We start from the raw sequence: 25,744 nt of genomic DNA on the forward strand, positions 1-25,744 counted from the left end.
CGCCGTTACAGGACGTGCTCGGTGAAGCGTTCCAGGGTCTCCCGGAGCACTTCGGAGCCGTCCCGGCTCCACAGGGCCTCGTTGAAGATCTCCACCTCGATCGGGCGGCCGGCCCAGCCCGCCTCGTCGGTGACCTCGCGCAGCGCCCTCATCTCGATGGCGCCGTCGCCGAGCTGCCCGCGGCCGAGCAGCACGCCCTCCGGCAGCGGCGTGATCCAGTCGGCGACCTGGAAGGAGGCGATGCGTCCCTCCCGGCCGGCGCGGACGATCTGCTCGCGCACCTGCGGGTCCCACCAGATGTGGTAGGTGTCCACGACCACGCCGACCTGCTCGGTCGGGAACGGCGCGGCGAGGTCGAGGGCCTGGCCGAGGGTGGAGACCACGCACCGGTCCGAGCAGAACATCGGGTGCAGCGGCTCGATGGCCAGGCGCACGCCGTGCTCGCCGGCGAACGGGGCGAGCTCCGCGAGGGCGTCGGCCACCATGGACCGGGCGTCGCCGACCGTGCCGCCCTGCGGGATGCCGCCGCTGACCAGGACGAGGGTGTCGGTGCCGAGGGTGGCGGCCTCCTCGATCGCGGTCCGGTTGTCGTCCAGCTTCGCGGCGCGCTCGGCGGGGTCGGTCGCGGTGAAGAACCCGCCGCGGCACAGGCTGGTGACGGAGAGTCCGGCGTCGCGCACCAGCTTCGCGGCGCGCTCCAGGCCGTACTCCTGCACCGGCTCACGCCACAGGCCGACGGCGCTCACGTCGGCCGCGACACAGCCGGAGACCAGTTCCTCCAGGCTCCACTGCTTGATGGTCTGGGAGTTGAGGGAGAAGCGGGGCACGCTCACGCGCCGACCCCCTTGGGGTTGCCGGCGACCTCCAGCAGCAGGCCGAGGCGGTGCTCGGCGAGCTCCGGGTCGGGCAGCAGGCCGAGCTCGGCGGCCAGGCGGTGGGCCTTGACGAGGTGCGGCACCGAGCGGGCGCCCTCCATGCCGCCGACCATCCGGAAGTGGTTCTGGTACCCGGCCAGCCAGGCCAGGAAGACCACGCCGGTCTTGTAGAAGCGGGTGGGCGCGGCGAAGAGGTGGCGGGAGAGCTCCACGCTGGGGTCGAGGATCTCCCGGAAGCCGGCGGTGTCCCCGGCGTCGAGCGCGCCGAAGGCACGGGCGGCCAGCGGGGCGATCGGGTCGAAGATGCCCAGCAGGGCGTGGCTGTAGCCCTGCTCGTCCCCGGCGATCAGCTCGGGGTAGTTGAAGTCGTCGCCGGTGTAGCAGCGCACGCCCTCGGGGAGCCGGCGGCGCAGCTGGATCTCCCGCTCGGCGTCCAGCAGGGAGATCTTGATGCCGTCGACCTTGGCGGAGTTCTGCGCGATGACGCCGAGGAAGGTCTCGGTGGCGGCGTCGAGGTCGGCGTCGCCCCAGTAGCCGGTGAGCGCCGGGTCGAACATGGGGCCGAGCCAGTGCAGGATGACCGGCTGGTCGGCCTGGTCCAGCAGCCGGGCGTAGACGGCGGCGTAGTCCTCCGGGCCCTTGGCGACGGCGGCGAGGTGCCGGCTGGCCATCAGGATGGGCTGGGCGCCGGCCTCCTGGACCACGTCGAGCTGCTCGGTGTAGGCGGCGACGATCTCGTCCAGCGGGTTGGGGCCGCTGGGCGCGGCGGTGAGCTGGTCGGTGCCGACGCCGCAGGCGATGGAGCCGCCGACGGCGGCGGCCTCCTTGGCGCTGCGTCGGATCAGCTCGGCGGCGGCCGGCCAGTCGAGGCCCTGCCCGCGCTGGGCGGTGTCCATGGCCTCGGCGACGCCGAAGCCGAGCTGCCACAGGTGGTGGCGGAAGGCCAGGGTGGCGTCCCAGTCGAGCGCCGCGGGGCTGTCGGGGGTGGTGTCGGCGGCGGTGTCGGCGACGACGTGGGCGGCGGCGAAGACCACGCGGGAGGCGGGCCCGGCCGCGGCGGCGGTGCTGGTGGTGTCGGTCATCTCGTCCCCCCGGGTCACAGGGTCAGCTCGGGCACGTCGAGGCGGCGGCCCTCGCGGGCGGAGCGCAGGCCCAGCTCGGCGAGCTGGACGCCGCGGGCTCCGGCGAGGAGGTCCCAGGACCACGGCTCGTCGGCGACGACGTGCTTGAGGAACAGCTCCCACTGGGCCTTGAAGCCGTTGTCGAAGGTGTCGTTGTCCGGGACCTGCGACCACTGCTCGCGGAAGGACTCGGTGACCGGCAGGTCGGGGTTCCACACCGGCTTCGGGGTGAGCGAGCGGTGCTGGACGCGGCAGTTGCGCAGGCCGGCGACGGCGCTGCCCTCGGTGCCGTCGACGTGGAACTCCACCAGCTCGTCGCGGTCGACGCGGGTGGTCCAGGAGGAGTTGATCTGGGCGATGATGCCGCCGGAGAGCTCGAATATGCCGTAGGCGGCGTCGTCGGCGGTGGCCTGGTAGGTGTGGCCGTTCTCGTCCACCCGCTGCGGGATGTGGGTGGCGGTGAGCGCCTGGACGCTGTTGACCCGCCCGAACAGGGTGTGCAGGACGTACTCCCAGTGCGGGAACATGTCGACGACGATGCCGCCGCCGTCCTCGCTGCGGTAGTTCCAGGAGGGGCGCTGGGCCTCCTGCCAGTCGCCCTCGAAGACCCAGTAGCCGAACTCGCCGCGCACGGAGAGGATGCGGCCGAAGAAGCCGCCGTCGATCAGCCGCTTGAGCTTGAGCAGGCCGGGGAGGAACAGCTTGTCCTGGACCACGCCGGTGCGCACGCCGGCGGCGCGGGCGTGCCGGGCGAGCTCCAGCGCGCCGTCGAGGTCCACGGCGGTGGGCTTCTCGCAGTAGATGTGCTTGCCGGCGTCGATCGCGGCGCGCACGGACTTCTCCCGGGCCGAGGTGACCTGGGCGTCGAAGTAGATCTCGATGTCCTCGCGGGCCAGCGTGCCGGCGAGGTCGGTGCTCCACTGCTCGATGCCGTGGCGCTCGGCCAGCGCGCGGATCTTGCTCTCGTTGCGGCCGATCAGGACGGGCTCGGGCCAGATGACCGTGCCGTCGGCGAGCGGAACGCCGCCCTGCTCGCGGATGGCCAGGATGGACCGCACCAGGTGCTGGCGGTAGCCCATGCGGCCGGTCACGCCGTTCATGGCGATACCGATGGTCCTGCGGGTCACGTCGTCTCCTCGGTCATGGCTGGTGGGGTCATGGCTGGTGGAAGGGGCGCTCACCACGAATAGAAAGCGCTTGCTGATGTCCCGAACGTTAGATGGGCTGCCGTATGCCGTCAATCCCCCGAAAGCGTTGCGGAAGCGCTTGCCCGACATCCGGCCCGCCGTCGCGGTCATCCGCGGACACCCTGCCCCTCCCCGGCGCTTGCCCGGGCCGGAAAGCGATTGCTATCTTCGTGAGCAGACCATTGGTGCCCCCGAGGCTGATGCCCCCGAGGCCCGGACAGCAGGAGCAGCGCTTTGGCCACGACGCTCGCGGACGTCGCCGCACGCGCCGGGGTGTCGCCCGCCACCGTCTCGCGCGTGCTGAACGGCAACTACCCGGTCGCCGCCGCGACCCGCCGGCGGGTGGAGCGCGCCGTCGACGAGCTGAACTACGTCATCAACGGCCACGCCCGGGCGCTGGCCGCCTCCACCTCGGACATGCTGGGCGTGCTGGTCAACGACATGGCCGACCCCTTCTTCGGGGTGATGGCGAGCGGCATCCAGTCCGCCGCGGCCGCGGGCGGACTGCTCGCGATCGTCTGCAACACCGACGGCTCGCCGCAGCAGGAGCTCACCTACCTCAAGCTGCTCCAGCGGCAGCGCGCCGGGGCCGTGGTGCTCACCGGCGGGTCCGTGGAGGATCCGGAGCACAACCGGGCGGTGGCCTCGCAGCTGTCGCTGATGTCGGCGCAGGGGTGCCGGGTGGTGCTGTGCGGCCGGCCGCCGATGCGCGAGCTGGACGCCGCCGCGGCGCCGTCGGTGGCCACCGTCACCTTCGCCAACCGCGAGGGGGCCCGCGCGCTCACCGCGCACCTGATCGCCCTCGGCCACCGGCGGATCGGCTACGTGACCGGCCCCGCCGAGCGCACCACCACCCGGCACCGCCTGGAGGGCCACCGCCAGGCGCTGGCCGATGCCGGCCTGCCGGACGACCCGCGCCTGGTCGCCGCCGGGGACTACTCCCGGGCGTCCGGGTACGACGCCGCGCTGGAGCTGCTGCGCCGCGAGCCCGGCGTCACCGCGCTGGTGGCCGCGAACGACACCATGGCGCTCGGCGTCTGCGCGGTGCTGCGGGAGCGCGGCCTGCGGATCCCGGAGGACGTCTCGGTGGCCGGCTTCGACGACCTGCCGTTCAGCCTGGACGCCGCCCCGTCGCTCACCACGGTCCGGGTGCCGCTGCGGCAGGCCGGCGAACAGGCCGGCAAGCTCGCGGTGGGCAGCCGCCCCATGCCCCCGGGCGGCCTCCTCACCCTGCCCACGGAACTGCTGGTACGGCGTTCCGTAGGCCCCGCCCCGGAGCGCTCCACCGAGGACTGATCAGCAGGGCTCGCCGCTGAGCCGCGATCAGGGGCGTGGCACGTTCCTCAGGTTGGACCTGGCCAGTTGCACCATTCGGCCGACGCCGCCCTCCAGGACCATCTTGCCCGCCGACAGGGCGAAGCCGGTGACCTGCTCCGCGGTGATCTTGGGCGGGATGGAGAGCGCGTTCGGGTCGGTGACCACGTCCAGCAGCGCCGGGCCGTCGTGCGCCAGGACCTCGCGCAGCGCCTGGCGGACGTGCTTGGGCTTGGTCACCCGGACCCCCTTCACCCCCGCCGCCTCCGCGATCGCGGCGAAGTCCGGGTTGTGGTACGCCGTGCCGTGCGCCGGCAGCCCGGAGACCATCATCTCCAGCTCCACCATGCCCAGCGAGGAGTTGTTGAACAGCACCACCTTCACCGGCAGGTCGTACTGCACCAGGGTGAGGAAGTCGCCCATCAGCATGGAGAACCCGCCGTCCCCGGACATCGACACCACCTGCCGGTCCCGGTCCAGGAACTGCGCGCCGATGGCCTGCGGCAGCGCGTTGGCCATCGAGCCGTGCACGAACGAACCGATCACCCGCCGCCGGCCGTTCGGGGTCAGGTAGCGCGCCGCCCAGACGTTGCACATCCCGGTGTCCACGGTGAAGACCGCGTCGTCGGCCGCCTCCTCGTCCAGGATGGCGGCCACGTACTCCGGGTGGATCGGGACGTGCCGTTCCACGTTGCGGGTGTAGGCGCGCACCTTGCCCTCCAGGGCGTCGGCGTGCTGGCGGAGCATCCGGTTCAGGAACCGCCGGTCGGTCTTCTCCCGCACCAGCGGCGTCAGGCAGCGCAGCGTCTCCCGCACGTCGCCCCAGACCGCCAGGTCGAGCCTGGTCCGCCGGCCCAGGTGCTCCGCCCGGATGTCGACCTGCACGGTGCGCACGTCCTGCGGCAGGAACGCGTTGTACGGGAAGTCGGTGCCGAGCAGGATCAGCAGGTCGCACTCGTGCATCGCCTCGTAGGCCGCGCCGTACCCGAGCAGGCCGGACATCCCCACGTCGTACGGGTTGTCGTACTGGATGTGCTCCTTGCCGCGCAGGGCGTGGCCCACCGGCGCCTTCACCCGCTCGGCGAAGGCCATCACCTCCGGGTGCGCCCCGGCCGCGCCCCGCCCGCAGAACAGGGTCACCCGCTCGGCCTCGTCCACCATCCGGGCGAGCTGGGCCACCTCCACGTCGGACGGGCGGGCCAGCGGCCGGGAGACCGTGGTGGTCAGCTCGTACGCGGTCCGCGGCACCTCCTGGGCGGCGACGTCACCGGGCAGCGACACCACCGCCACCCCCGGGCCGCCGACCGCGTGCTGGATCGCGGCCTGCAGCACCCGCGGCATCTGCCCCGGGGAGGTGATCATCTCGGAGTACTCGCTGCACTCGGCGTAGATCCGGTCCGGGTGGGTCTCCTGGAAGAAGCCGGTGCCGATCTCGCTGGACGGGATGTGCGAGGCCAGGGCGAGCACCGGCGCCGAGCTGCGCTGGGCGTCGTACAGCCCGTTGATCAGGTGGAGGTTCCCGGGGCCGCAGGAGCCGGCGCAGGCCGCCAACCGCCCGGTCAGCTGCGCCTCCGCGCCGGCCGCGAAGGCCGCCGTCTCCTCGTGCCGGACCTGGATCCAGTCGATCCCGGGATGCCGCCGCACGGCGTCCACCACCGGGTTGAGGCTGTCCCCCACGACCCCGTACAGGCGGCGCACGCCGGCCCGGGCGAGGACGTCGACGAACTGCTCGGCGATGCTCTGCTTGGCCATCAGGGGACCTCATCCACGCGTCGGGGGCTCCCCCGCCCGGGGGCGGCGAGGAGGAGCGGCGGGCCGACGCCGACGGCTACCCGGCGCGCCCCCGTTCACACCCGCCGTCCCCCGCCCGGAGCAGGGACCGGGGGGTGAGCTTCCTCGCCACCTGGGGGAAATGTCAGTATCGTCCTGTTTCATCCCTGCGTGGCGAGGCGCCCCGCGTCCATCGACCACGGTTCCCAGCAGCAACGGCCCGGCGGAAGGGCGGCGATGGCCGGCGACACCCCAGCACCCGCCCGCCCGGCAGCACCGGACACGGCGGAGGCGCTGTCACTCAACGGGATCGGGGTGCTGGAGTGGGACCTCCGGGAACGCCGGATGCGGATGGACGCGGTCGCCCGGCGGCTCATGGGGCTGCCCGCCGACCAGGCCACGCTGACCGCGCAGGAGTTCGCCGCGCTGCTCCCCGAACCGGACACCACCGTGCTCACCGCCCGCGAGGCCCAGGCACTGCACGGCGGGGGCGACTACAGCGCGCACTTCCGGGTCTTCCCGCCCGGGGGCGGCACCCGCTGGCTCCGCGCCGAGGGACGGGTCACCCGGGGCCCCACGGGCCGGCCCGAGCGCATCGTGGGGGTCCTGCGCGACGTCACCACCGAACTGGAGGTGCGGACCCGGCGGGAGCGGGCCGAGAGCAACCGGCGCCGCCACGCGGAGCTGGTCCAGGGCATCACCCTGGCCCTCGGCGAGGCGCTGACCGTCCAGGACGTCACCGACGTGCTGCTCGGCGAGCACGGCCTGGCCACCCTCGGCGCGGACGGCGTCTCGGTGTCGCTGCTGGAGCACGGGAAGCTGCGGCTGATCGGCTCCCGCGGCTACGACGCCCGGTTCGTCGCCGCGCTGGAGACCCGGCGGATCACCGACCTGTGGCCCGTCGCCGAGGCGGTGCGGCACCCGCGCCCGCTCTTCCTCACCGACCGCGACGACTTCCGCCGCCGCTTCCCCGAGGTCTACGACCTGATCAAGCACACCCGCCGCTCCGCCGCCGCGGTGCTGCCGCTGGTCGCCCAGGGGCGCCCCATCGGCACCCTGGGGGTGAGCTGGGACGACAAGCACGAGTTCGACACCGAGGAGCGCACCGTGCTGACCGTGCTGGGCAGCCTGACCGCCCAGTCGCTGCAGCGCGCCCGGCTCTACGACGAGGAGCACCACTTCGCCACCGGACTGCAGCAGGTGATGCTGCCCGGCCGGGTGCCCCCGGTGCCCGGCGCCGACATCGCGGTCCGCTACCGCTCGGCCCAGACCGGCCGCGAGGTCGGCGGCGACTGGTACGACGTCGTGCCGCTGCCTGGGCGGCGGGTGGGCCTGGTGGTCGGCGACGTCCAAGGGCACGACGTGCACGCCTCGGCGATCATGGGGCAGGTCAGGATCGCGCTGCGGGCCTACGCCACCGAGGGCCACGCCCCGCCGACCGTGCTGACCCGGGCCTCGCTCTTCATGGAGGAGCTGGAGACCGACCTGTTCGCCACCTGCCTGTACGTGGCCCTGGACCCGGCGACCGGCGCGGCCGAGGCGGTGCGCGCCGGCCACCCCGAGCCGCTGCTGCGCCAGTCCGGTGGCGCCTGCCGCCGGATCGAGGTGGCCGGGGGCCTGCCGCTGGGCTTCCCCAGCTCCCTCGCCCCACCGGAGTACCCCGGCACCCGGCTGGACGTCGGCCCCGACGAGGTGCTGGTGATGTGCAGCGACGGCCTGGTCGAGTCGCACACCCACGACATCTCGGAGGGCACCGCGCTGCTGGAGGCCGCGCTGTGCCGCGGCCCGGCCCACGACGTCCAGCAGCTCGCCGATCACCTGGTGACCGTGCTCGGACACGAGATCGGCCAGGACGACGACGTCGCGCTCCTGCTGGCCCGCCTAGCGCCGGGCTGACGCGTCCCGCCGGGAAACCCCCGCAGCCCCGAGGGCGAGCGCCCGCAACAACCGGGCGTCGTCGGCCCCGACGGGCACCGCACCGCCCCGGGTGACCGCCCCTGACCGGGACACGGCATGCTCTTCGGGACGAGACGCCGCACCCGGCGGCAGGGAAGGAAACTGACGGTGACACCGCGAAGGCGCCAGGCCACGGCCGAGCACGCGCTGATACTCCTCGGTCGCTACACCGACGACCCGGCGGACCGCCCGGGCGGCATCGATGCCCTCCGCCCCGCCGCGCCCGGCCGCCCCGCGGCGTCCGCCGGCACGCTGGCCCACTCCCCCGACGCCTCCTGGCTGACCCGCCATCCCCGCCTGCCGGTGCTGTACGCGGTCCGCGAGCAGGAGGCCGGGGCGGTGGTGGCCTACCGGGAGGAGGCCGACGGCAGCCTGGAGGCGATCGGCGAGGTGTCCAGCAGGGGCGGGTACCCGTGCCACCTGGCCGCCTCCCCGGACGGCCGCTGGCTGGCCGTCGCCAACTACGGCGACGGCGTCTTCGCCCTGCTCCCGCTGGACGACGCCGGCCGCCCCGGCCCGGCCGTCCACACCCTGCGCAGCCAGGCGCCCACCGGCCCGCACCCCGACCGCCAGGACGGCCCGCACGCCCACATGGTGTGCTTCCTGGCGGCCGACCCCACCGGCCGCACGCTGGCGACCGTGGACCTGGGCACCGACGAGGTGCTCCTGCACACCGTCACCGAGGACGGCCGCACCCGCCCGGCCGGCGGCGCCACCCTGCCGCCGGGCACCGGGCCGCGGCACCTCGCCGAGCACCCGGACGGCCGCCTGTTCGTGGTCGGCGAACTCGACTCCACCGTCACCGAACTGCGCCCGGCCCCGCCGGAACGCCCCGGACAGGACTGGCGGCTGGCCGTCGGCCGCGCCGTCCCGGCGACGCTGCGCGCCCCGGACGCCGACAACTACCCCGCGGCCGTCCGGCTGTCCGCCGACGCGCGCACGCTGTACGTCTCCAACCGCGGCGCCGACTGCGTGACCTCCTTCGCGGTGACCGCGGACGGCCCGCGGCCGCTGGCCGACACGGCCGTCGGCGCCTGGCCCCGCGACCTGCTGGAGCACGCCGGGCACCTGTACAGCGCGGACCAGAACGACGGCGCGGTCACCGTGCTGCGCCTGGACGCCGCCTCCGGCGTGCCCGAGCCCACCGGAACGACGCTCCCGGCGCCCGGGGTGGCCTGCCTGCTCGCCCCCCGACCGGCGCCCGACGGGCCGCGCCAGGGCGAACCCGGCGCCCGGTGAGGCGCGTCCCTTCCTCAGAGAACACTCAAACCGGGTTCGTCGACCCGCGGCTCCGGGGACCACACCCCCACGAGCGACGGCGACGGGGGGCCCGCTCCACCGGGACGGGCCCCACCTCCGGGCGCGCCCGCCGGGCGGGTCCGCGTCGCTCGCCTCCGGAAGGAAGGTGGTCCGGATGCTCGCGTGGTTGGTGGGGATCCTGGTCGGGCTCGTGGTCCTCCTCGTCGCGGTGGTCGGGGTGATCGTGGTCGAGGTCGGCGTCGGCAATCGCAGCAGGAGGTAATCGATGATCAACTTGGGCCTGCCGGAAATCATCGTGCTTGCCCTGGCCGTGCTGGTCCCGCTCACCCTGGTGGTGATCCTGGTGGTGGTCGTGGTGGCCGCCCGGGGCGGCGGCGGCCGGCGCCGCGTCGTGCGGGTCGGCCGCTCGCCCGGCGAATGGGGCGGCGGCGGGGGCGGCTACGGCGACGGCGGCTGGCACTCCGGCCCCGAGTACGGCGGGGGCGGCGACGGGGGCGGGGGCGGCGGAAGCGGCGACGGAGGGGGCGGCGGCAGCATGTGACCGCCCGCCGACAGGCGGCCGGACCGGCCGGACCGGCCCTCCACGCACCCCAACCGGCACGACGGCCGGGGGCGGAGCCACGTACCCCGTGGCTCCGCCCCCGGCCGTCACCGTCGCGGCCCCTCCGCTGCGGCGCCCGCGCCCCCGCGGGGCGGCCGGACGCCTACTCGGAGGCGGAGGTCACCAGGTCGCCGTCCTCGGCGCCACCGCCGGCCGCGGCCACCGCCGCGCCGGTCAGCGTGGCCAGCATCTCGCGGACGTTGGTGAGCTGGGCGTTGATGCTGTCGCGCCGGTTGGCCAGCGCCTCCAGCTCGCGGTCGGACTCGTTGCGGATCCGCTCCGCCTTGGCGTTCGCGTCCGACAGCAGGTCCTCGGACTGCCGCTGCGCCGCCTCCACGGTCTGCCGGGCGCGCCGCTCGGCGTCGGTGCGCATCTTCTCGGCCTCCATGCGCAGCTGCTCGGCGCGGTGCTCGATCTCCGCGAGCCGCTTCTCCGCCTTGGCCTGACGGGCCGCGAGGTCCCGCTCGGACTGGTCGCGCCGCTTGGCAAGGTTGGTCTCGAAGTCGGCGGCGGCCTGGGCGGCCTTGGCGCGGGTCTCCTCGAAGAGCGCGCTCGCCTCCTCGCGCTTGGCGGACGCGTCCTTGGCGGCCTCCGCGCGCAGCTGGCCGGCCTTCTCGGTGGCCATGTCCACGATGCGGTCGCCGTCCCGGTCGGCGTCCGAGCGACGGGCCTGGGCGAACGCCTCGGCGTCCGCGCGGGCTTGGCGGGCGGCCTCCTCGGCCAGCCGGCGCATCTCCTCCGCGGCGCTTCCGGCCTCGGCCCGCAGGTCGTCGGCCTCCTCCTCGGCGAGCGCCAGGATCTTCTCCACCCGGGGGCCGAGCCCGGCGAAGGACGGGCCGTCGTCCGAGACCTGCTCCTGCACCGCCTGCGACTCGAGGTGGAGCTCCTCGATGCGCTGCTCCAGGGCCTTGATCCGGCTTAGCGCGCTGTCGCGGTCGGCAACCAGCTTGGCCAGACGGTCGTCGACCTGCGCCCGCTCGTACCCGCGGCGCACGATGTCGAAGCCGTGCGCTGATTGTGTGTCGCTCATGAGCTTCCTGTCGGAGGGCTGACGGAACATGACGGCGGGTGGGCCGGGCCCCCGCCTGGGCCCCCGGTCCCGACCCGACGGCCGGGCACCGCCCCAGCCCGATCGGGCGCGCAGGGGGAGGGGACCGGTCCGGGCAGCGGCCGGGTCCCGGCGGGTGCGGGCGGCCGCGCCCTGGGCAGGGCACGACCGAGGGTGCCGAACACCGTTCGGTACACGGGGTGGCGGACCGGTCCGGCCACTGTAGCGACAACCGGTGGCGGGCGGCGAAACGGCCAGTGTACGGACGGCCACTCGTCCGCCGAATCGTTTCCGCACGCCACCGCGGTTGGCCGGATGCGGCATCACGGGTGTCAAACGGTCACAGTTGGGCACACAGTTACGCCCCGGTCTCGCCGTTCACGCCGAAGGAACCGCCGCGGCCCGATAGTGTGTCACCCGCCCGGCGCCGTACGGAGGTTGCGCGCTACTGTGCGCACACGGCCGCGCCGCTCCGGGTTTCCCTGCGCACGCCCGTCACGACGCCACGGTCCGCCTGCCGCCGCCTCCGGTACGGACCGCGACGCGACGCTGACCGCACGGGCGCAGGGCCTTTGCGCACTTCCCGTGCGACGTCCGAAGAAGTCACACACCGAAGCTGTCGGGGCGTCCGGCGGCCGTGGCGCGCACCCTCCACCGCGTGCCGACGTACCGCCCGGCGTTCCGCCGAAGAGTGAGGCACAACCAAGGATGACCAACTCCGACATACCGTCCGGCTGGGTGCTGACGGGCGCGGGCGTCGTGCTCATCGCGGTCGCGGTGCTCGCCCTGCTGCGCGCCCGCAACCTGCGCGCCAAGGCCGCCGCCGCCGGTTCCACGGACACCGGGGACTCCTGGGAGCGGATGGAGGAGCGCCGCCGTCGCAAGGAGCTGGTGTACGGCATCGCCTCCTACGTCATGCTGTTCGCGGTGGCCGCGGTCGCCGCGGCGCTGTCCTTCCGCGGCCTGGTCGGCTTCGGTCGGCAGAACCTGGAGCTGTCCGGCGGCTGGGAGTACCTGGTGCCGCTGGGCCTGGACGGCGCCGCGATGTTCTGTTCGGTGCTCGCGGTGCGCGAGGCCAGCCACGGTGACGCGGCGCTCGGCTCCCGCCTGCTGGTCTGGGTCTTCGCCGGCGCCTCGGCCTGGTTCAACTGGGTGCACGCGCCGCGCGGCGACGAGCACGCCGGTGCCCCGCAGTTCTTCGCCGGCATGTCGCTGGCCGCGGCCGTGCTCTTCGACCGGGCCCTGAAGCAGACCCGCCGGGCCGCCCTGCGGGAGCAGGGCCTGGTGCCGCGCCCGCTGCCGCAGATCCGGATGATGCGCTGGCTGCGCGCCCCCCGGGAGACCTACGGCGCCTGGTCGCTGATGCTGCTGGAGGGCGTGCGCACCCTGGACGAGGCCGTCGAGGAGGTCCGCGAGGACCGCCGGCTGAAGCAGGAGAAGCGGGACCGCCAGAAGATGATCTCCAAGCGGGAGAAGGCGCAGGCCAAGGCGCTCCAGCGGCACGGCGGTTCCCGTCGCCGCGGCGGGCGCCAGGTGGCGGCGCTGCCCGCGCTGCCCGGTGGCGGCGACGGCCTCGCCATGGAGCCCCCGGCCGCCTCGGCCGGGCTGGCCGAGGCCCCCGCGGGCGACAAGGGCGGCCGCGAGGCCGCCGCCGAGACCGCGGCGCGCCCGGCGCTGGAGCGCCGCCGGCCGGGCTTCTCCGGGCTCGGCGCGCTGGGTTCCGGGCGCGAGGGCGGCCGGCCCACCCTGGAGCCGGTGCCGGCGTCCGCCTCCGACGAGCCGTCGGCCTCCGCGTCGGGTGCCTCCTCCGGTTCGTCCTGGGAGTCCAGCGGTGGCTCCGGTCGCCGCTCGGTCGACCTGACGGCCGAGGACGACACCCTCTCGCTGCCCCGGCTGGACTCGCTGGAGCAGAAGCTGAAGGACCTGGAGCGGCAGTACGGCTGATCCGTACCGCCCCCGTTCGGCTCACCGCCGACCACGGCCCCGGTCGCGCCCCGCGCGCCGGGGCCGTGGCGCGTCCGCGGCCCCGTGCGGCCCGGGTGGCCGGGCCGCACGGGGGCCGGTGTGGGCGCCGGCCGGGGTGGGGAGCGGGCGGGTGCGGGCCCCGGCGGGGGTGGGCCGAGTGGCCCATGGGGGTCAACAACCGTGCTCCCCGGGCGTGACCGGGAAAGGATCCCGGGAAGGTTCGTGGGTGTCCGTCCGGACCGCACCGGACGGCACGCTCGGACCCGCACGATTCGCTGACCCGACGGAGCACGCACCGTGACCCCCCGTTCGCCCCACGGCACGCCCGCCGGCCCTCCGCACCCCGAAGGCACCCCCGCCCCGGGAGGAGGACCGGCCCCCGGCGCCGGCTCGCACCCCCGCCCGGGCGGCGACCCGAACCGCTGGCGGGCCCTGGCGGTGTGCCTGGCCGCCGGCTTCATGTCCCTGCTGGACGTCTCCATCGTGAACGTCGCGCTGCCCTCGATCGGCACCGGACTGGAGACCGGGCAGAGCACCCTGCAGTGGGTGGTCTCCGGCTACGCGCTCACCTTCGGCCTGGTGCTGGTGCCGGCCGGGCGGCTGGGCGACGCCCTGGGGCGGCGCACCATGTTCATGATCGGCCTGGCCGGCTTCGTGCTGGCCAGCGCGGTCTGCGGGCTGGCGGTGAACGGCCCCTGGCTGGTCGTCTCGCGCCTGGTGCAGGGCGTGGCGGCCGGGATGCTGACCCCGCAGATCAGCGCGCTGATCCAGCAGATGTTCCGCGGCGCCGAGCGCGGTCGGGCGTTCGGCATGTTCGGCACCACGGTGGGCCTGTCCACCGCGGTGGGCCCGCTGCTCGGCGGGGTGCTGATCGCGCTGGGCGGTTCGGGTGACGGCTGGCGCTGGGTGTTCTACGTCAACGTGCCGATCGGCCTGGTGGCGCTGCCGCTGGCGGCGCGGCTGCTGCCGGCGCACGAGCCGCGCCCCGCCGGCCCGCCCGCGTCGCCGGCCGCCTCGGGCGCCGCCGGCGCGCACCCGGCGGGACGGCCGCGCAAGCGCGGCGGCGGGCTGGATCCGCTGGGCGTGCTGCTGCTGGGCGCCGGCGTGGTGACGCTGCTGCTGCCGCTGCTGCAGATGGAGCACTGGACCAGCCCCGCGAAGTGGCTGCTGGTGCCGCTCGCGCTGGGGCTGCTGGGCGCCTTCGCACTGTGGGAGGCCCGGCAGGGCCGGCGGGGGGCGGAGCCGGTGGTCGACCTGGCGCTGTTCCGGCTGCGCTCCTACCGGGTCGGTGCCGTGCTGGCCGGCTTCTACTTCGCCGGCTTCACCTCGATCTTCTTCGTCTTCACGCTGTTCCTGCAGAGCGGCGAGGGGTACAGCCCGCTCCAGGCCGGCGCGGCCATCACCCCGTTCGCGCTGGGCAGCGCGGTGTCGGCGGCGCTGGGCGGGCGGCTGGTGGCCCGGCACGGGCGGCGGCTGGTCGTGCTGGGGCTGGTGCTGGTGGCCGTGGGGCTGGCCGGCTCGATGGTGGCGGTGCACTACGTCCCGGGCCGCGGGGCGGGGCTGGCGACCGCGCTGCCCCTGCTGCTGGCCGGGCTGGGCAGCGGGCTGGTGATCTCCCCCAACCAGACGCTCACGCTGTCCGAGGTGCCGGTGCGCCAGGCCGGCAGCGCGGGCGGGGTGCTGCAGACGGCGCAGCGGATCGGCTCGGCCGTGGGGATCGCGGCGGTGGGCGCGGTGTTCTTCGGCCGCCTGGGCGGCCGGACGGCGGGTGGGGACAGCCAGGTGTGGGCGGACGCCTACGACCGCGGGCTGCTGGTCTCGGTGGGCTTCGTGCTGGTGGCCCTGGTGATCGGCGGCTGGGACCTGCTGGCGAGCCGGCGGCGGGGCGACCCGGTGGGCTGACCCGCGCGGCGGCCCGGCGGGCCGGGCGGGCGGCCCGGCGGCCGGGGGCAGCCGGGGCGGTTCAGCGGAAGACCACCTCGACCTCCCGGTCGAAGTGGGCGACCTCCTGCGGCGGCAGGATCGCCGTCTCCTCCGGGCCCGGGCCGGCCGGCCAGAGCTGGCTGGTGAAGCAGGCGACGGCGGCGGTCTTGGCGGCCCGCTCGCGGTCGTCGAGCGGCACGGCGGCGGCGGTGTCCCAGGGCACCCGGGGGTCGTCCGGCGCGGCCCAGTGCCACATCGCCACCGGGTAGGTGGCGAGCCGGACGGCGCGCTCCCGGCAGGCCCGCCGCGCGGCGCGGCCGGCCGCCTCGTGGTCCGCGTGGGCGTCGCCGCGCCACGGGGCCAGACACAGGTCGAAGCCCTCGACCAGCCGGGTGAGGCGGGCGACCAGGGCGCTCTCGTGCCGGGCTATCCGGGTGTCGGGGATGCCGAGCCGGACGACCTCGGCGTCGCCCAGCCCGAGCCGCTGCAGGGCCTCGGAGGTCTCCGCGATGCGGACGTCGGCGACGCGTCCGGGGGTGAGGGTGGCGCTGCGGGGGTGCGAGGTCTCGCCGTCGGTGACGGCGACCAGGCGGACGCGCGCCCCGGTCCGGGCGAGTCGGGCCAGGGTGCCGCCGAGGGCGAGCACCTCGTCGTCCGGGTGGGGGGCGATCACCACGGCGGAGCGGACTCCGGTGAGGTCCAGGGCGGGGAAGTGCTCCCAGCCGGACCACCGCCGCCAGAGCTCCTCCGGGGTGCCGGGGGTGTCGATCGGGCTGCTGGTGGGACCGGTCACCGGGCACCTCCGGGGATGTGCGGGAGCGGCGCGGCGGTTCTGGGCGGGCGCCTTGCGGGTCGTGGCCGGGGGTTTCCGGCGTGGACGCTGCTGCCCCGGGTGGCCGCGCCGAAACGGCGGCGGCCCGGAGCCGACGGCCGCCGCCGGCTCTCGGCCCTGGGCCGCCGCTGGCGTGCCTGGGGCCTGCCGACGGGCGCGGCGCTGGGCGGCCCTGAGCCCCGCTGCGGCCGGCCGGGGCCGCGATCGGGCGGGGAGAGCCACATCGGGGGGTGTGGAAGTCGATGTGCGGGGCAGGTGTGTAAGGAGCGTGAGAGCGTATTCAGCGCCGCGGTGGCGCCGGTCGCCTGGCGGAGGGTAGTGGGCGACGGACTCGCTGTCAGGCTTTCTTCCGGCATGCCCGAAAATGGGGTTCGGTGTTCCCGTATCCGCCTTTCCAAAGGCCGGAGCACTCTCTTCCGGTTCATCCCGCGTAGAATCCCGGGGTCGTGTTTAACCTTGGTTCCGGGCATGCTTCCGGCAAATCACACGGTCCGGCGCGACGGCCAGTCGAACATCGGTGACGATCGATTCCGAGGCCCTCCGGCGGCACTCCCTGCGGTCCCACCGCTTCCCTGGGGTTGCCCTACGTCCCTGCTCATACGTCGGTCACGGCCGCACGAGGGGACGGTGACGGGCGCTCACGGGCCGTCGCGCCCCGGGCCGAACCTGACGAAAATTTTCGCCTTTTCACAGATTGCCCCAGAGCGAAACACCCCCCTGCGCGCTTTGCCGGCGGTGCCGCGCCGGCTGCCACCGGATCATCAAATGACTATTTGGGTATACTTCGCCGAACGGGTCGTCAGGGAAGCCGTCCCTTTTCGCGCTGCCGCCTCTTCGGAACGGATACACGGCAGCGACGACGGGGTCCCGGCATCCGTCGGGAGGCGTCCCCATAAGTGGCCGGGCCGGTCAGAGCCGCCCAGCCCGACCGCCGCCCGTCGCACGTCGCCGAAGCCGTAGCACCGCACGACCACTTTGTTTACGCAAGTCCGTGAGAGGCGATGGTCACATGCCCATGCGAACCCCCGTCCCGCCGGCCGGCGCGCTCAACGCCGTGTGCGAGATCCTGGACGACCCCGCCCGGGTCCAGCTCGCCGGCCTGCGGGCCCTGTTGCGCCCCGCGGACGCGCCGTTGCGTCCGATCCTTCCCCACCCCGTGTTCACCCTCGACCCGGCCGCCGTCCGCCGCGGCTCCGGCCCGGAGGCGGCCGTGGCCATCGGATGGCGGTTCCTGATCGCCTCCGGCAGCCGCGTGCTCGCTGCCGCCGAGGCGCACCGGACCGCCGACGGCTACCACTTCTCGCACTTCGCCGGCGGCCCCTTCGTCGCCTCGACGGAACGCGCCTGGCAGCAGGCGGCGGCGGTCCCCGAGGCCGCCGAGGGCCGTTACGACCTGCGCATGCTCTACCTGCCCGGTTCCTACTCGATGGCGCTGTGGCTGCACCGCCGCGACGGCGCCCACGAGGGGCGCAGCCGCTTGCACAGCACCTCCCCGAACGGCCCGGGCCGGATCACCGGCCTGCGCGGCGGCCAGGCCGGGGCCACCGGCCGTGCCGCCGGCGGCTGGGGCGCGGACCTGCTCATCCCGCTCGCCCCGGCGCCCTCCGGCGTGGTGCCGCACCGGCCGGCTCCGGCGGCCGACCTCCTGCCGTTCCTGACCGGCCACAGCCCCCGGCCACGACTGGCTCCGCCCGCGGGCGCCGCGTAGCGCGGCCGGGGCAGTCCATCCTTTTTATCCCTGAATCCACCTGATCCTCCTCCGGTCGGCCCGCGACGACGCGGGCCGACCGGAGGGATCCCGACCGTGCTGACCCATCGTCATGTCCGAGGGTCGGCACCGCGGAAGGCCCTCCCCGCACACCGCGGGGAGGGCCTTCCCGCGTTCGTTGTCGGTGGCACACCGTAGTCTCGTCCCATGCGGCTGCTGCACACCTCGGACTGGCACCTGGGCCGGTCCTTCCATCGCGAGGACCTCATCCCGGCGCAGGCCGCCTTCCTCGCCCACCTGGTCGAGGTGGTGCGCCGGGAACGGGTCGACGCGGTACTGATGGCGGGCGACGTCCACGACCGCGCCATCCCCTCCCTGGAGGCCGTCCGGCTGTACGACGAGACGCTGCGGAGGCTGGCCGCCCTGCGCGTCCCGGTGGTGCTGATCAGCGGCAACCACGACTCCGCCGCACGGCTCGGGGTGCACGCCGGCCCGCTGGCCGGCGCCGGCATCCACCTGTGCACCGATCCGGCCCGCAGCGACCGCCCCGCCCTCCTCGAGGACGCGCACGGCCCGGTCGCCGTGTACGGCGTCCCGTACCTGGAGCCCGCCCTGGTCCGCGGCGCGCTCGGGCTGGACGCGCCCGGCGCCCCCTCCGCCACCGCGGCCGCGGTGCACGCCGCCGCCCTGGACCGGATCCGGGCCGACCTCGCCCGCCGCCCCGCCGGCACCCGCTCCATCGTGCTGGCGCACGCCTTCGCCACCGGCGGCGTGCCCTGCGACAGCGAGCGGGAGATCACCGTGGGCGGCATCGGCAACATCCCCACCTCGCTCTTCGCCGGCATCGACTACGTCGCCCTGGGCCACCTGCACGGCGCCCAGACGCTGGACGAGCGGATCCGCTACAGCGGCTCCCCGCTGGCCTACTCCTTCTCGGAGGCCGGCCACCGCAAGAGCATGTGGCTGGTGGACCTCGACGGCGCCGGCGCGGTGACCACCGAACGCGTGGACTGCCCGGTCCCCCGCCCGCTCGCCCGGCTCCGCGGCACCCTGGAGGAACTGCTCACCTCCTCCCGCTTCGACGGGCAGGAGGACGCCTGGGTGCAGGCCACCCTCACCGACGCCGGCCGGCCGCACGACGCCATGGCGCGGCTGCGCCGCCGCTTCCCGCACACCCTGCAACTGGCCTACGAGCCACCGCCGTCGGCCGCCACCGTCAGCCGCAGCTACACCGAGCGGCTGCGCGGGCGGTCCGACCACGACGTCGCCCTGGACTTCGTGGCGCACGTGCGCGGCTCGGCCGCCGACCGGGAGGAGGAGGCGCTGCTGCGCGAGGCCTTCGACGCGGTGCGGCGGCTCGCCGCCGACCGCGAGGACCTCCTCCCCGGCCCGCGCACGCCCGAGCACGCCGAACGCACCCCGACGGCCGTCCACGACCACGCCACGGAGTCCGGAGCCTGATGCGCCTGCACCGCCTCACCGTCACCGCCTTCGGCCCCTTCGCCGGCACCGAGTCCGTGGACTTCGACCGGCTCACCGGGGACGGCCTGTTCCTGCTGCACGGCCCCACCGGCGCCGGCAAGACCAGCGTGCTCGACGCCGTCGCCTACGCCCTCTACGGCAACGTCCCGGGCCAGCGCGAGCGCGGCTCGCTGCGCAGCGACCACGCCGCGCCGGATCGGCTGACCGAGGTGACCCTGGAGGCCACCCTCGCCGGGCGCCGGCTGCGGCTCACCCGCAGCCCCGACCAGGAGCGCCCGCGCAGGCGCGGCGGGGGCACCACCACCGAGAAGGCCCGCACGCTGCTCGAGGAGTGGCGGGACGGCACCTGGCACGGCCTCAGCCGCTCCCACCAGGAGGTCGGCCAGGAGGTCGAACGGCTGCTCGGCATGAGCATGGACCAGTTCTGCCAGGTCGTGCTGCTGCCGCAGGGCGAGTTCGCGCGCTTCCTGCGCGCCGACACCCGCGAGCGCGCCGACCTGCTCAAGCGCCTGTTCTCCACCCGCACCTTCGAGGACGTCGAGCTGTGGCTCGCCGAACGCCGCCGGCAGGCCGACCAGCGGGTGGAACAGGCGCTCGGCGGGGTGCGCGGTCTGGCCCAGCGGCTGGGGCAGGCCGCGCACGGGCTGCCGGTGGCGGAGCTGGCGCGCGCCGCGGCGGCCGTCTCGGACGACGAGCCCCCGGCCCCCGGCGAGGCCGCCGGCACCGGCGCCGCCCCCGGCGCCGACGCGGTCGAACGGCTCGGCGACCACGGCCGGCTGGTCTGGGCCGCGCTGCTGCTCGCCGAGGCGACCGAGCGCGCGGAACTCACCGAGGTGCTGCGGGAGGGCGCGGCACGGCAGCGGGACGCCGCCCGGGAGCGGCTGGCCGGGGCGGAGCGCCTGGCCGAGCTGCGCCGCCGGCACGACCGGGCCAGGGAGGTGCTGGCGGAGCTGGCCGACTCGGCCGAGCAGCGCCGCGAGGACGCCGCCGCGGTCGCCGCCGCCGAGCGCGCCGCCCCGGTGCTGCGGCTGCTGCGAGCGGAGGAGGAGGCCCACCGCCGCGCGGGGCTGGCCGCCGCCGCCGAGCGGGAGCGGCGGGCCGCGCTGCCGGAGTCGTTGGCCGCGCGGACGGAGGCCCAGCTGGCCGCCGAGGCCGCCCGGCTGCGCCAGGAGGCGGGCGCGCTGCGGCACGCCCTCGACGAGGAGGCGCGGCTGGACGAGCTGGCCGGCCGGCTGGCCGAGCTGGCCGCCGAGCGCGCGGCGGCGGAGCGCGCGGCGGCCGAGGCGGAGGCGGTGCTGGCCGGGCTGCCGGAGCGCCGGGCGGCCGTGGTCACCGAGCTGGATGCCGCCCGGGAGACGGCCGCCTCGGCCAGCGCCCTCGCCGCGGAGGCGGCGCGGGCGACCGCCGCCGTGGCCGCGGCGGTCCGCCGGGACGAGCTGGCCGGGTTGCTGGAGGTGGCCCGGGAGCGGGAGCGGGCCGCCCGCGACGCCGAGCTGGCCGCCCGGGAGGCATGGCTCGGGCTGCGCGAGCGGCGGTTGGCGGGCATGGCGGCGGAGTTGGCGGCCGGTCTGCGCCAGGGTGAGCCCTGCCCGGTGTGCGGCAGCGCCGCGCACCCGGCGCCGGCGTCCGGTGCCGGGCCGGCGGCGCGGGTGACCGCCGAGGACGAGCGGGAGGCCGAGCGGCGGGCCGCGCGCGCCCGCGAGGAGCTGGCCGCCGCCCAGGCGGAGCTGGCCGAGCTGGGCCGGGAGTCGGCGGCGGCGACCGCGATCGCCGGCGAGGAGTCGGTGGCCGGTCACCGGGCGGCACAGGAACGGCTGTCGGCCCGGCACCGGGCGGCCGAGCGGGCCGGCGCGCGCGCCACCGAGCTGGCCGGGCGGCTGGCCGAGCTGGACGCCGAGGCGGAGCGGTGCGCGCGCCGCCGTGAGGAGGCCGGCCGGGAACGGGACCGGCTGGCCGAGCGCGCCGACGCCCTGGCGGAGCAGGAGCGCCGGGCCCGGGCGCTGGTGGCCGAGGCCCGGGGCGGTTTCCCGACGGTGCGCGGGCGCCTGGAGGCGCTGGTCACCCTGGCCGGGGCCGCCGAGGAGGCGGTGCGGGCGGCCGGCGAGGCCGCCGCCGCCGAACAGGCGCACCTGGGCGCGGAGCGGCAGCTGGAGGAGGCGCTGGCCGAGGCCGGTTTCGCCTCGGCCGCCGCGCTGCGCGCGGCGGAGATCGGGCAGCAGGAGCTGGACAAGCGGCGGCGCCGGCTGGAGGAGTGGCGGGAGCGGGAGGTCGCCGCCCGGGCCCAGCTGGAGGAGCCGGAGGTGGCCCGGGCCGGCGCGCTGCCCCGGCCGGACGTCGCCGGCCCGCAGCGGGAGGTTGCCGAGGCCGAGAGCCGGCTGCGGGAGGCCACCGTCGCGGCGGGCGCGGCCGGCACCCGACGGGAGCAGGTCGCCGAGCTCTGCGCGCGGCTGCGTGCCGAAACCTCGGCGCTGGCGCCGCTGCGGGCGCGGGCGACGGTGGTGCGGCGCACGGCGGAGCTGGTGGCCGGGACCGGTGACGCCAACGCCCGGCGGATGAAGCTGAGCACCTATGTGCTGGCGGCGCGGCTGGAGCAGGTGGCGGCGGCGGCGACGGTGCGGCTGCACCGGATGTCCCAGGGCCGGTACACGCTGGTGCACAGCGACGGCCGGGTGGCCCGCAAGCGGGTGTGGGGGCTGGGGCTGCGGGTGGCCGACGCCTGGACGGGCGTGGAGCGGGACACCGCGACGCTGTCCGGCGGGGAGACCTTCATCGTGTCGCTGGCGCTCGCCCTGGGCCTGGCCGACGTGGTGACCGAGGAGTCGGGCGGGATGCCGCTGGACACCCTCTTCATCGACGAGGGCTTCGGCACGCTGGACGAGGAGACGCTGGACGAGGTCCTGGACGTGCTTGACGCGCTGCGGGAGCGGGACCGCGCGGTGGGCATCGTGAGCCACGTCGCGGAGCTGCGGCAGCGGGTGCGCAACCGGCTCCGGGCGGAGAAGGGGCGGGAGGGCTCGCGGCTGCGCGTGGTCGCCGCCGAGGGCTGACCGCCCGCGGCCGGGGGGCCGCCGGAGGGCTCGGCGTCTCCGTACGAGGGGGCAGGGCCGGTGAACACGGGGGTGGCGCGGTGGGTCCGTTCGCCTTCAAAGCGTGAAATCACCCCCCGTGCGTCCGGACATATGTGTCATACCGGAAAATTTCAAGCATCCGTAAGGGTGGATTCGGGGAGCAGCGGGTAAATAATCGCGCTCACTTGCTGCACCATGGCCCGGGAAGGCGGACACTGTATCCGAAACGCTGCGGTGTTCGGCATCACATCCGTTTCGTGGAAGCCGCCATCGCCCGGGGGCGTACCGCACCCGCCCTTGGAAATCCGCGTTGAAGGCATAGACGTACACAGGTCTTTCACAACGAGGTTCGAGAGCCATGTGCCAGCACACGCCAACCTGCCCACCGGCCGACTCCCCCGACCGGGAGGCCGCCGTCACCGTGGCGTGCCACCCGGAGCAGGGGTGGAGCCTGCTCTGCAACGGCATCCTGCTGTTCGAGGACACCGGTGAACTGCTGCCGGACGGCCGCGTGATCGCGCCGCACCGGTCCGTGCAGGCGGGTTCGGTCACCACGGCGGCCTGAGCCGTCCCCTGCGCGCGCACGCCCTGACGGGCTGGTCCACCGGTCGTGACCGGTGGACCAGCCCCTTCGTCGGCCTACCGCGGGATCAGGCGAAGGCCTCGGGCGGCGGGCAGGAGCAGACCAGGTTCCGGTCGCCGTGCGCGCCGTCGATGCGGCGCACCGGCGGCCAGTACTTGTCGGCCGGGTCCACGCCCGCCGGGAAGACCGCCTCGGCCCGGTCGTAGGGGCGGTCCCACTCGCCCGCGAGCATCCGGGCGGTGTGCGGGGCGCCGCGCAGCGGGCTGTCGGCCACCGGCCACTCGCCGGCGGCCACCCGCTCGATCTCGCCGCGGATGGCGATCATCGCGTCGCAGAACCGGTCGATCTCGGCGAGGTCCTCGCTCTCGGTCGGCTCGATCATCAGGGTGCCGGCGACCGGGAAGGACATCGTCGGCGCGTGGAACCCGTAGTCGATGAGCCGCTTGGCGACGTCGTCCACGGTCACCCCGGTCCGCCGGGTGATCTCCCGCAGGTCCACGATGCACTCGTGCGCCACGAGCCCGCCGGGGCCGGTGTACAGCACCGGGTAGTGCGGGGCGAGCCGCTGTGCGACGTAGTTGGCGGCGAGCACCGCGACCTGGGTGGCGCGGCGCAGCCCGGGGCCGCCCATCAGCCGGGCGTACGCCCAGGAGATGGGCAGGATGCCGGCGGAGCCCCAGGGGGCGGCGGAGATCGGGCCGACGCCGGTGGCCGGCCCGGCCAGCGGCTGGAGCGGGTGGTTGGGCAGGTGCGGCGCGAGGTGCTCGCGCACCGCCACCGGGCCGACGCCGGGCCCGCCGCCGCCGTGCGGGATGCAGAAGGTCTTGTGCAGGTTGAGGTGGGAGACGTCGGCGCCGAAGCGGCCCGGGCGGGCCAGGCCGACCAGGGCGTTGAGGTTCGCCCCGTCGACGTAGACCTGCCCGCCGGCGTCGTGCACCAGGGCGCACACGTCGCGGATGTTGTCCTCGTACACGCCGTGGGTCGACGGGTAGGTGACCATCAGCACGGCCAGCCGCTCGTGGTGCTCGGCGAGCTTGGCCCGCAGGTCCTCGACGTCGATGTCCCCGTCGGCGCGGGTGGCGACGACCACGACCCGCATGCCGGCCATCACGGCGCTGGCGGCGTTGGTGCCGTGGGCGGAGGAGGGGATCAGGCAGACGTCGCGCTGCTCCTGGCCGCGCGCCCGGTGGTAGGCGCGGACGGCGAGCAGCCCGGCGAGCTCGCCCTGGGAGCCGGCGTTGGGCTGGAGGCTGACCCGGTCGTAGCCGGTGATCTCGGCGAGCGCCGCCTCCAGGTCGCGGATGAGCGTGAGGTAGCCCTCGGCCTGCTCGGCGGGGGCGAAGGGGTGCAGCTCGGCGAAGCCCGGCCAGGAGATCGCCTCCATCTCGACGGCCGCGTTGAGCTTCATGGTGCAGGAGCCGAGCGGGATCATCCCGCGGTCCAGCGCGTAGTCCCGGTCGGCCAGCCGCCGCAGGTAGCGGAGCATGGCGGTCTCGGAGCGGTGGCTGGAGAACGTGGGGTGGGTGAGGTAGTCGTCCCGGCGCAGCAGGGCGGCGGGCAGGCCGGGCAGCGGGACGGCCGGGTCGGCGTGGTCGGCGGCCAGCAGGGATTCGTCCAGCGCGACCGGGCCGCCGCCCAGCACGGCGGCGAACGCGTCGAGCACGGCGCGCAGCTGCCCGGGGGTGGTGGTCTCGTCGCAGGTCAGGCCGACGCGGTCGGCGTCCACGGGCCGCAGGTTGACCCCGCGCTCGCGGGCCTGGGCCACCACCTCGGCGGCGCGGCCCGGCACGGTGGCGGTGAGGGTGTCGAAGTACGGCGCGTCCGGCAGCGCCACGCCGAGCCGGCGGAGTCCGTCGGCGAGCGCGGCGGCCTTGCGGTGCACCCCGCGGGCGATGGCGGCGAGCCCCTCGGCGCCGTGGTAGACGGCGTAGGCGCCGGCCATCACGGCGAGCAGGACCTGCGCGGTGCAGATGTTGCTGGTCGCCTTCTGGCGGCGGATGTGCTGCTCGCGGGTCTGCAGGCTGAGCCGGTAGGCGGGGCGGCCGTCGGCGTCCACCGACACGCCGACGAGGCGGCCCGGGAGGTTGCGGGTGTACTCCTGGCGGACGGACATGTAGCCGGCGTGCGGCCCGCCGAAGCCCATCGGGACGCCGAAGCGCTGGGCGCTGCCGACCACGATGTCCGCGCCGGCCGTGCCGGGCGCGGTGAGCAGGGTGAGGGCGAGCAGGTCGGCGGCGACCGCCACGACGGCGCCGGCGGCGTGCGCCCGTTCCACCAGCGGGGCGAGGTCGCGCACGACGCCGCCGGCTCCCGGGTACTGGAGCAGGACGCCGAAGACGCCGCGGTCGGCGAGGTCCTCGGGCAGCCCGTCGGCGAGGTCGGCCACGACGACGTCGATTCCGACCGGTTCGGCGCGGGTGCGCACCACGGCGATGGTCTGCGGCAGGCAGTCGGCGTCCACCAGGAACACCCGGCCGTCGGCCCGGCCGACCCGGCGGGCCAGCGCCATGGCCTCGGCGGCGGCGGTGGCCTCGTCGAGCAGCGAGGCGCCGGCCACCGGGAGGCCGGTGAGGTCGGTGATGACCGTCTGGAAGTTCAGCAGGGCCTCCAGGCGGCCCTGGGAGATCTCCGGCTGGTAGGGGGTGTAGGCGGTGTACCAGGCCGGGTTCTCCAGCAGGTTGCGGCGGATCACCGCGGGGGTGTGGGTGCCGTGGTAGCCGAGACCGATCATCGGGGCGAGGACGCGGTTGCGGTCGGCCAGGGCGCGCAGCTCCGCCAGCACCTCGGGTTCGGTGCGGGCCGCGGGCAGTTCGGGAACGTGGTTGTCGGCTATCGCGGCGGGAACGGCGGCGGCGCTGAGCTCCTCCAGCGAGCCGTGGCCCACCCGGGCGAGCATCTTGGCCAGTTCGTCCTCACGCGGGCCGATGTGCCGGCCGACGAACTCGGCGGACACGCCACCGCTGCTGCTGCTACTGCTTAGCTCGCTCATGACACGGGACCTTTCGGGGGTGCGACCGCTGAGCTGGGTCAGCGGGTCGACGGGGCAACCGA

Annotated in this window: 17 protein-coding genes; 10 read left to right on the plus strand and 7 right to left on the minus strand. The window is 75.5% G+C overall.

Annotated features, from left to right (window positions below; genetic code table 11):
• Positions 1-5: 5 nt before the first annotated feature.
• From FHU37_RS10225 to FHU37_RS10235, 3 genes are read right to left on the minus strand one after another with little or no spacing between them, the layout of a single operon-like run.
• The gene (locus FHU37_RS10225; RefSeq protein WP_179813902.1) at positions 6-833 is read right to left on the minus strand and encodes a sugar phosphate isomerase/epimerase family protein; all 828 of its coding nucleotides are present in this window, start codon (positions 831-833) and stop codon (positions 6-8) included.
• On the minus strand, positions 830-1,957 hold the full coding sequence (locus FHU37_RS10230) for a dihydrodipicolinate synthase family protein (protein WP_179813903.1): 1,128 nt from the start codon (positions 1,955-1,957) through the stop codon (positions 830-832). The genes FHU37_RS10225 and FHU37_RS10230 overlap by 4 nt, the downstream gene beginning before the upstream one ends.
• Before the next feature lie 14 nt (positions 1,958-1,971).
• Positions 1,972-3,123, minus strand: coding sequence for a Gfo/Idh/MocA family protein (locus tag FHU37_RS10235; protein ID WP_179813904.1), 1,152 nt, complete (start codon positions 3,121-3,123; stop codon positions 1,972-1,974).
• Between the two features lie 294 nt (positions 3,124-3,417).
• On the opposite strand from FHU37_RS10235, the gene FHU37_RS10240 reads away from it, so the two are divergent.
• Positions 3,418-4,479 (plus strand): LacI family DNA-binding transcriptional regulator, encoded by a 1,062-nt coding sequence (locus FHU37_RS10240; protein ID WP_179813905.1) that lies wholly within the window; start codon positions 3,418-3,420, stop codon positions 4,477-4,479.
• A gap of 27 nt (positions 4,480-4,506) precedes the next feature.
• Here the strand turns inward: FHU37_RS10240 and FHU37_RS10245 are convergent, their stop codons facing one another.
• Positions 4,507-6,249 carry a pyruvate dehydrogenase gene (locus FHU37_RS10245; protein WP_179813906.1) on the minus strand — a complete coding sequence of 581 codons (1,743 nt, stop codon included), beginning with the start codon at positions 6,247-6,249 and terminating at the stop codon, positions 4,507-4,509.
• Between the two features lie 189 nt (positions 6,250-6,438).
• Here FHU37_RS10245 and FHU37_RS10250 point away from each other — a divergent pair, with 189 nt between their 5' ends.
• The 3 genes from FHU37_RS10250 (at position 6,439) to FHU37_RS10260 (ending at position 10,024) form a co-directional block, all read left to right on the plus strand.
• Entirely contained in the window at positions 6,439-8,163 is a 1,725-nt protein-coding gene (locus FHU37_RS10250; RefSeq protein ID WP_179813907.1) for a PP2C family protein-serine/threonine phosphatase, read from the plus strand.
• A 168-nt stretch (positions 8,164-8,331) separates the two neighbouring features.
• Complete coding sequence (locus FHU37_RS10255) at positions 8,332-9,462, plus strand: lactonase family protein (RefSeq protein ID WP_179813908.1); 1,131 nt, start codon at positions 8,332-8,334, stop codon at positions 9,460-9,462.
• A gap of 286 nt (positions 9,463-9,748) precedes the next feature.
• On the plus strand, positions 9,749-10,024 hold the full coding sequence (locus tag FHU37_RS10260; protein WP_179813909.1) for a hypothetical protein: 276 nt from the start codon (positions 9,749-9,751) through the stop codon (positions 10,022-10,024).
• A 163-nt stretch (positions 10,025-10,187) separates the two neighbouring features.
• Here FHU37_RS10260 and FHU37_RS10265 read toward each other — a convergent pair whose 3' ends face one another.
• A complete protein-coding gene (locus FHU37_RS10265) occupies positions 10,188-11,114 on the minus strand; it encodes a coiled-coil domain-containing protein (RefSeq protein ID WP_179813910.1) in 927 nt (308 codons plus the stop codon).
• 726 nt (positions 11,115-11,840) lie between these two features.
• Here FHU37_RS10265 and FHU37_RS10270 point away from each other — a divergent pair.
• Both FHU37_RS10270 and FHU37_RS10275 read left to right on the plus strand, forming a co-directional pair.
• The gene (locus tag FHU37_RS10270; RefSeq protein WP_179813911.1) at positions 11,841-13,076 is read left to right on the plus strand and encodes a DUF2637 domain-containing protein; all 1,236 of its coding nucleotides are present in this window, start codon (positions 11,841-11,843) and stop codon (positions 13,074-13,076) included.
• Between the two features lie 318 nt (positions 13,077-13,394).
• A complete protein-coding gene (locus FHU37_RS10275; protein ID WP_312892533.1) occupies positions 13,395-14,999 on the plus strand; it encodes an MFS transporter in 1,605 nt (534 codons plus the stop codon).
• Between the two features lie 61 nt (positions 15,000-15,060).
• On the opposite strand, the gene FHU37_RS10280 is transcribed toward FHU37_RS10275, so the two are convergent.
• Positions 15,061-15,813, minus strand: coding sequence for a PIG-L deacetylase family protein (locus tag FHU37_RS10280; protein WP_179813912.1), 753 nt, complete (start codon positions 15,811-15,813; stop codon positions 15,061-15,063).
• Positions 15,814-16,861: 1,048 nt separating this feature from the next.
• Between FHU37_RS10280 and FHU37_RS10285 the strand changes: the two genes are divergently transcribed.
• The 4 genes from FHU37_RS10285 (at position 16,862) to FHU37_RS10300 (ending at position 22,675) form a co-directional block, all read left to right on the plus strand.
• Positions 16,862-17,560, plus strand: a complete 699-nt coding sequence (locus FHU37_RS10285) for a hypothetical protein (RefSeq protein ID WP_179813913.1) — start codon at positions 16,862-16,864, stop codon at positions 17,558-17,560.
• A gap of 207 nt (positions 17,561-17,767) precedes the next feature.
• Positions 17,768-19,021, plus strand: coding sequence for an exonuclease SbcCD subunit D (locus FHU37_RS10290; RefSeq protein ID WP_179813914.1), 1,254 nt, complete (start codon positions 17,768-17,770; stop codon positions 19,019-19,021).
• Entirely contained in the window at positions 19,021-22,089 is a 3,069-nt protein-coding gene (locus tag FHU37_RS10295) for an AAA family ATPase (protein ID WP_179813915.1), read from the plus strand. The genes FHU37_RS10290 and FHU37_RS10295 overlap by 1 nt, the downstream gene beginning before the upstream one ends.
• A 379-nt stretch (positions 22,090-22,468) precedes the next feature.
• The gene (locus FHU37_RS10300) at positions 22,469-22,675 is read left to right on the plus strand and encodes a DUF5999 family protein (protein ID WP_179813916.1); all 207 of its coding nucleotides are present in this window, start codon (positions 22,469-22,471) and stop codon (positions 22,673-22,675) included.
• Between the two features lie 85 nt (positions 22,676-22,760).
• Here FHU37_RS10300 and gcvP read toward each other — a convergent pair whose 3' ends face one another.
• Complete coding sequence (gene gcvP, locus FHU37_RS10305) at positions 22,761-25,682, minus strand: aminomethyl-transferring glycine dehydrogenase (protein ID WP_179813917.1); 2,922 nt, start codon at positions 25,680-25,682, stop codon at positions 22,761-22,763.
• Positions 25,683-25,744: the final 62 nt, after the last annotated feature.

Source organism: Allostreptomyces psammosilenae, assembly GCF_013407765.1.
Classification (GTDB): Bacteria; Actinomycetota; Actinomycetes; order Streptomycetales; family Streptomycetaceae; genus Allostreptomyces; species Allostreptomyces psammosilenae.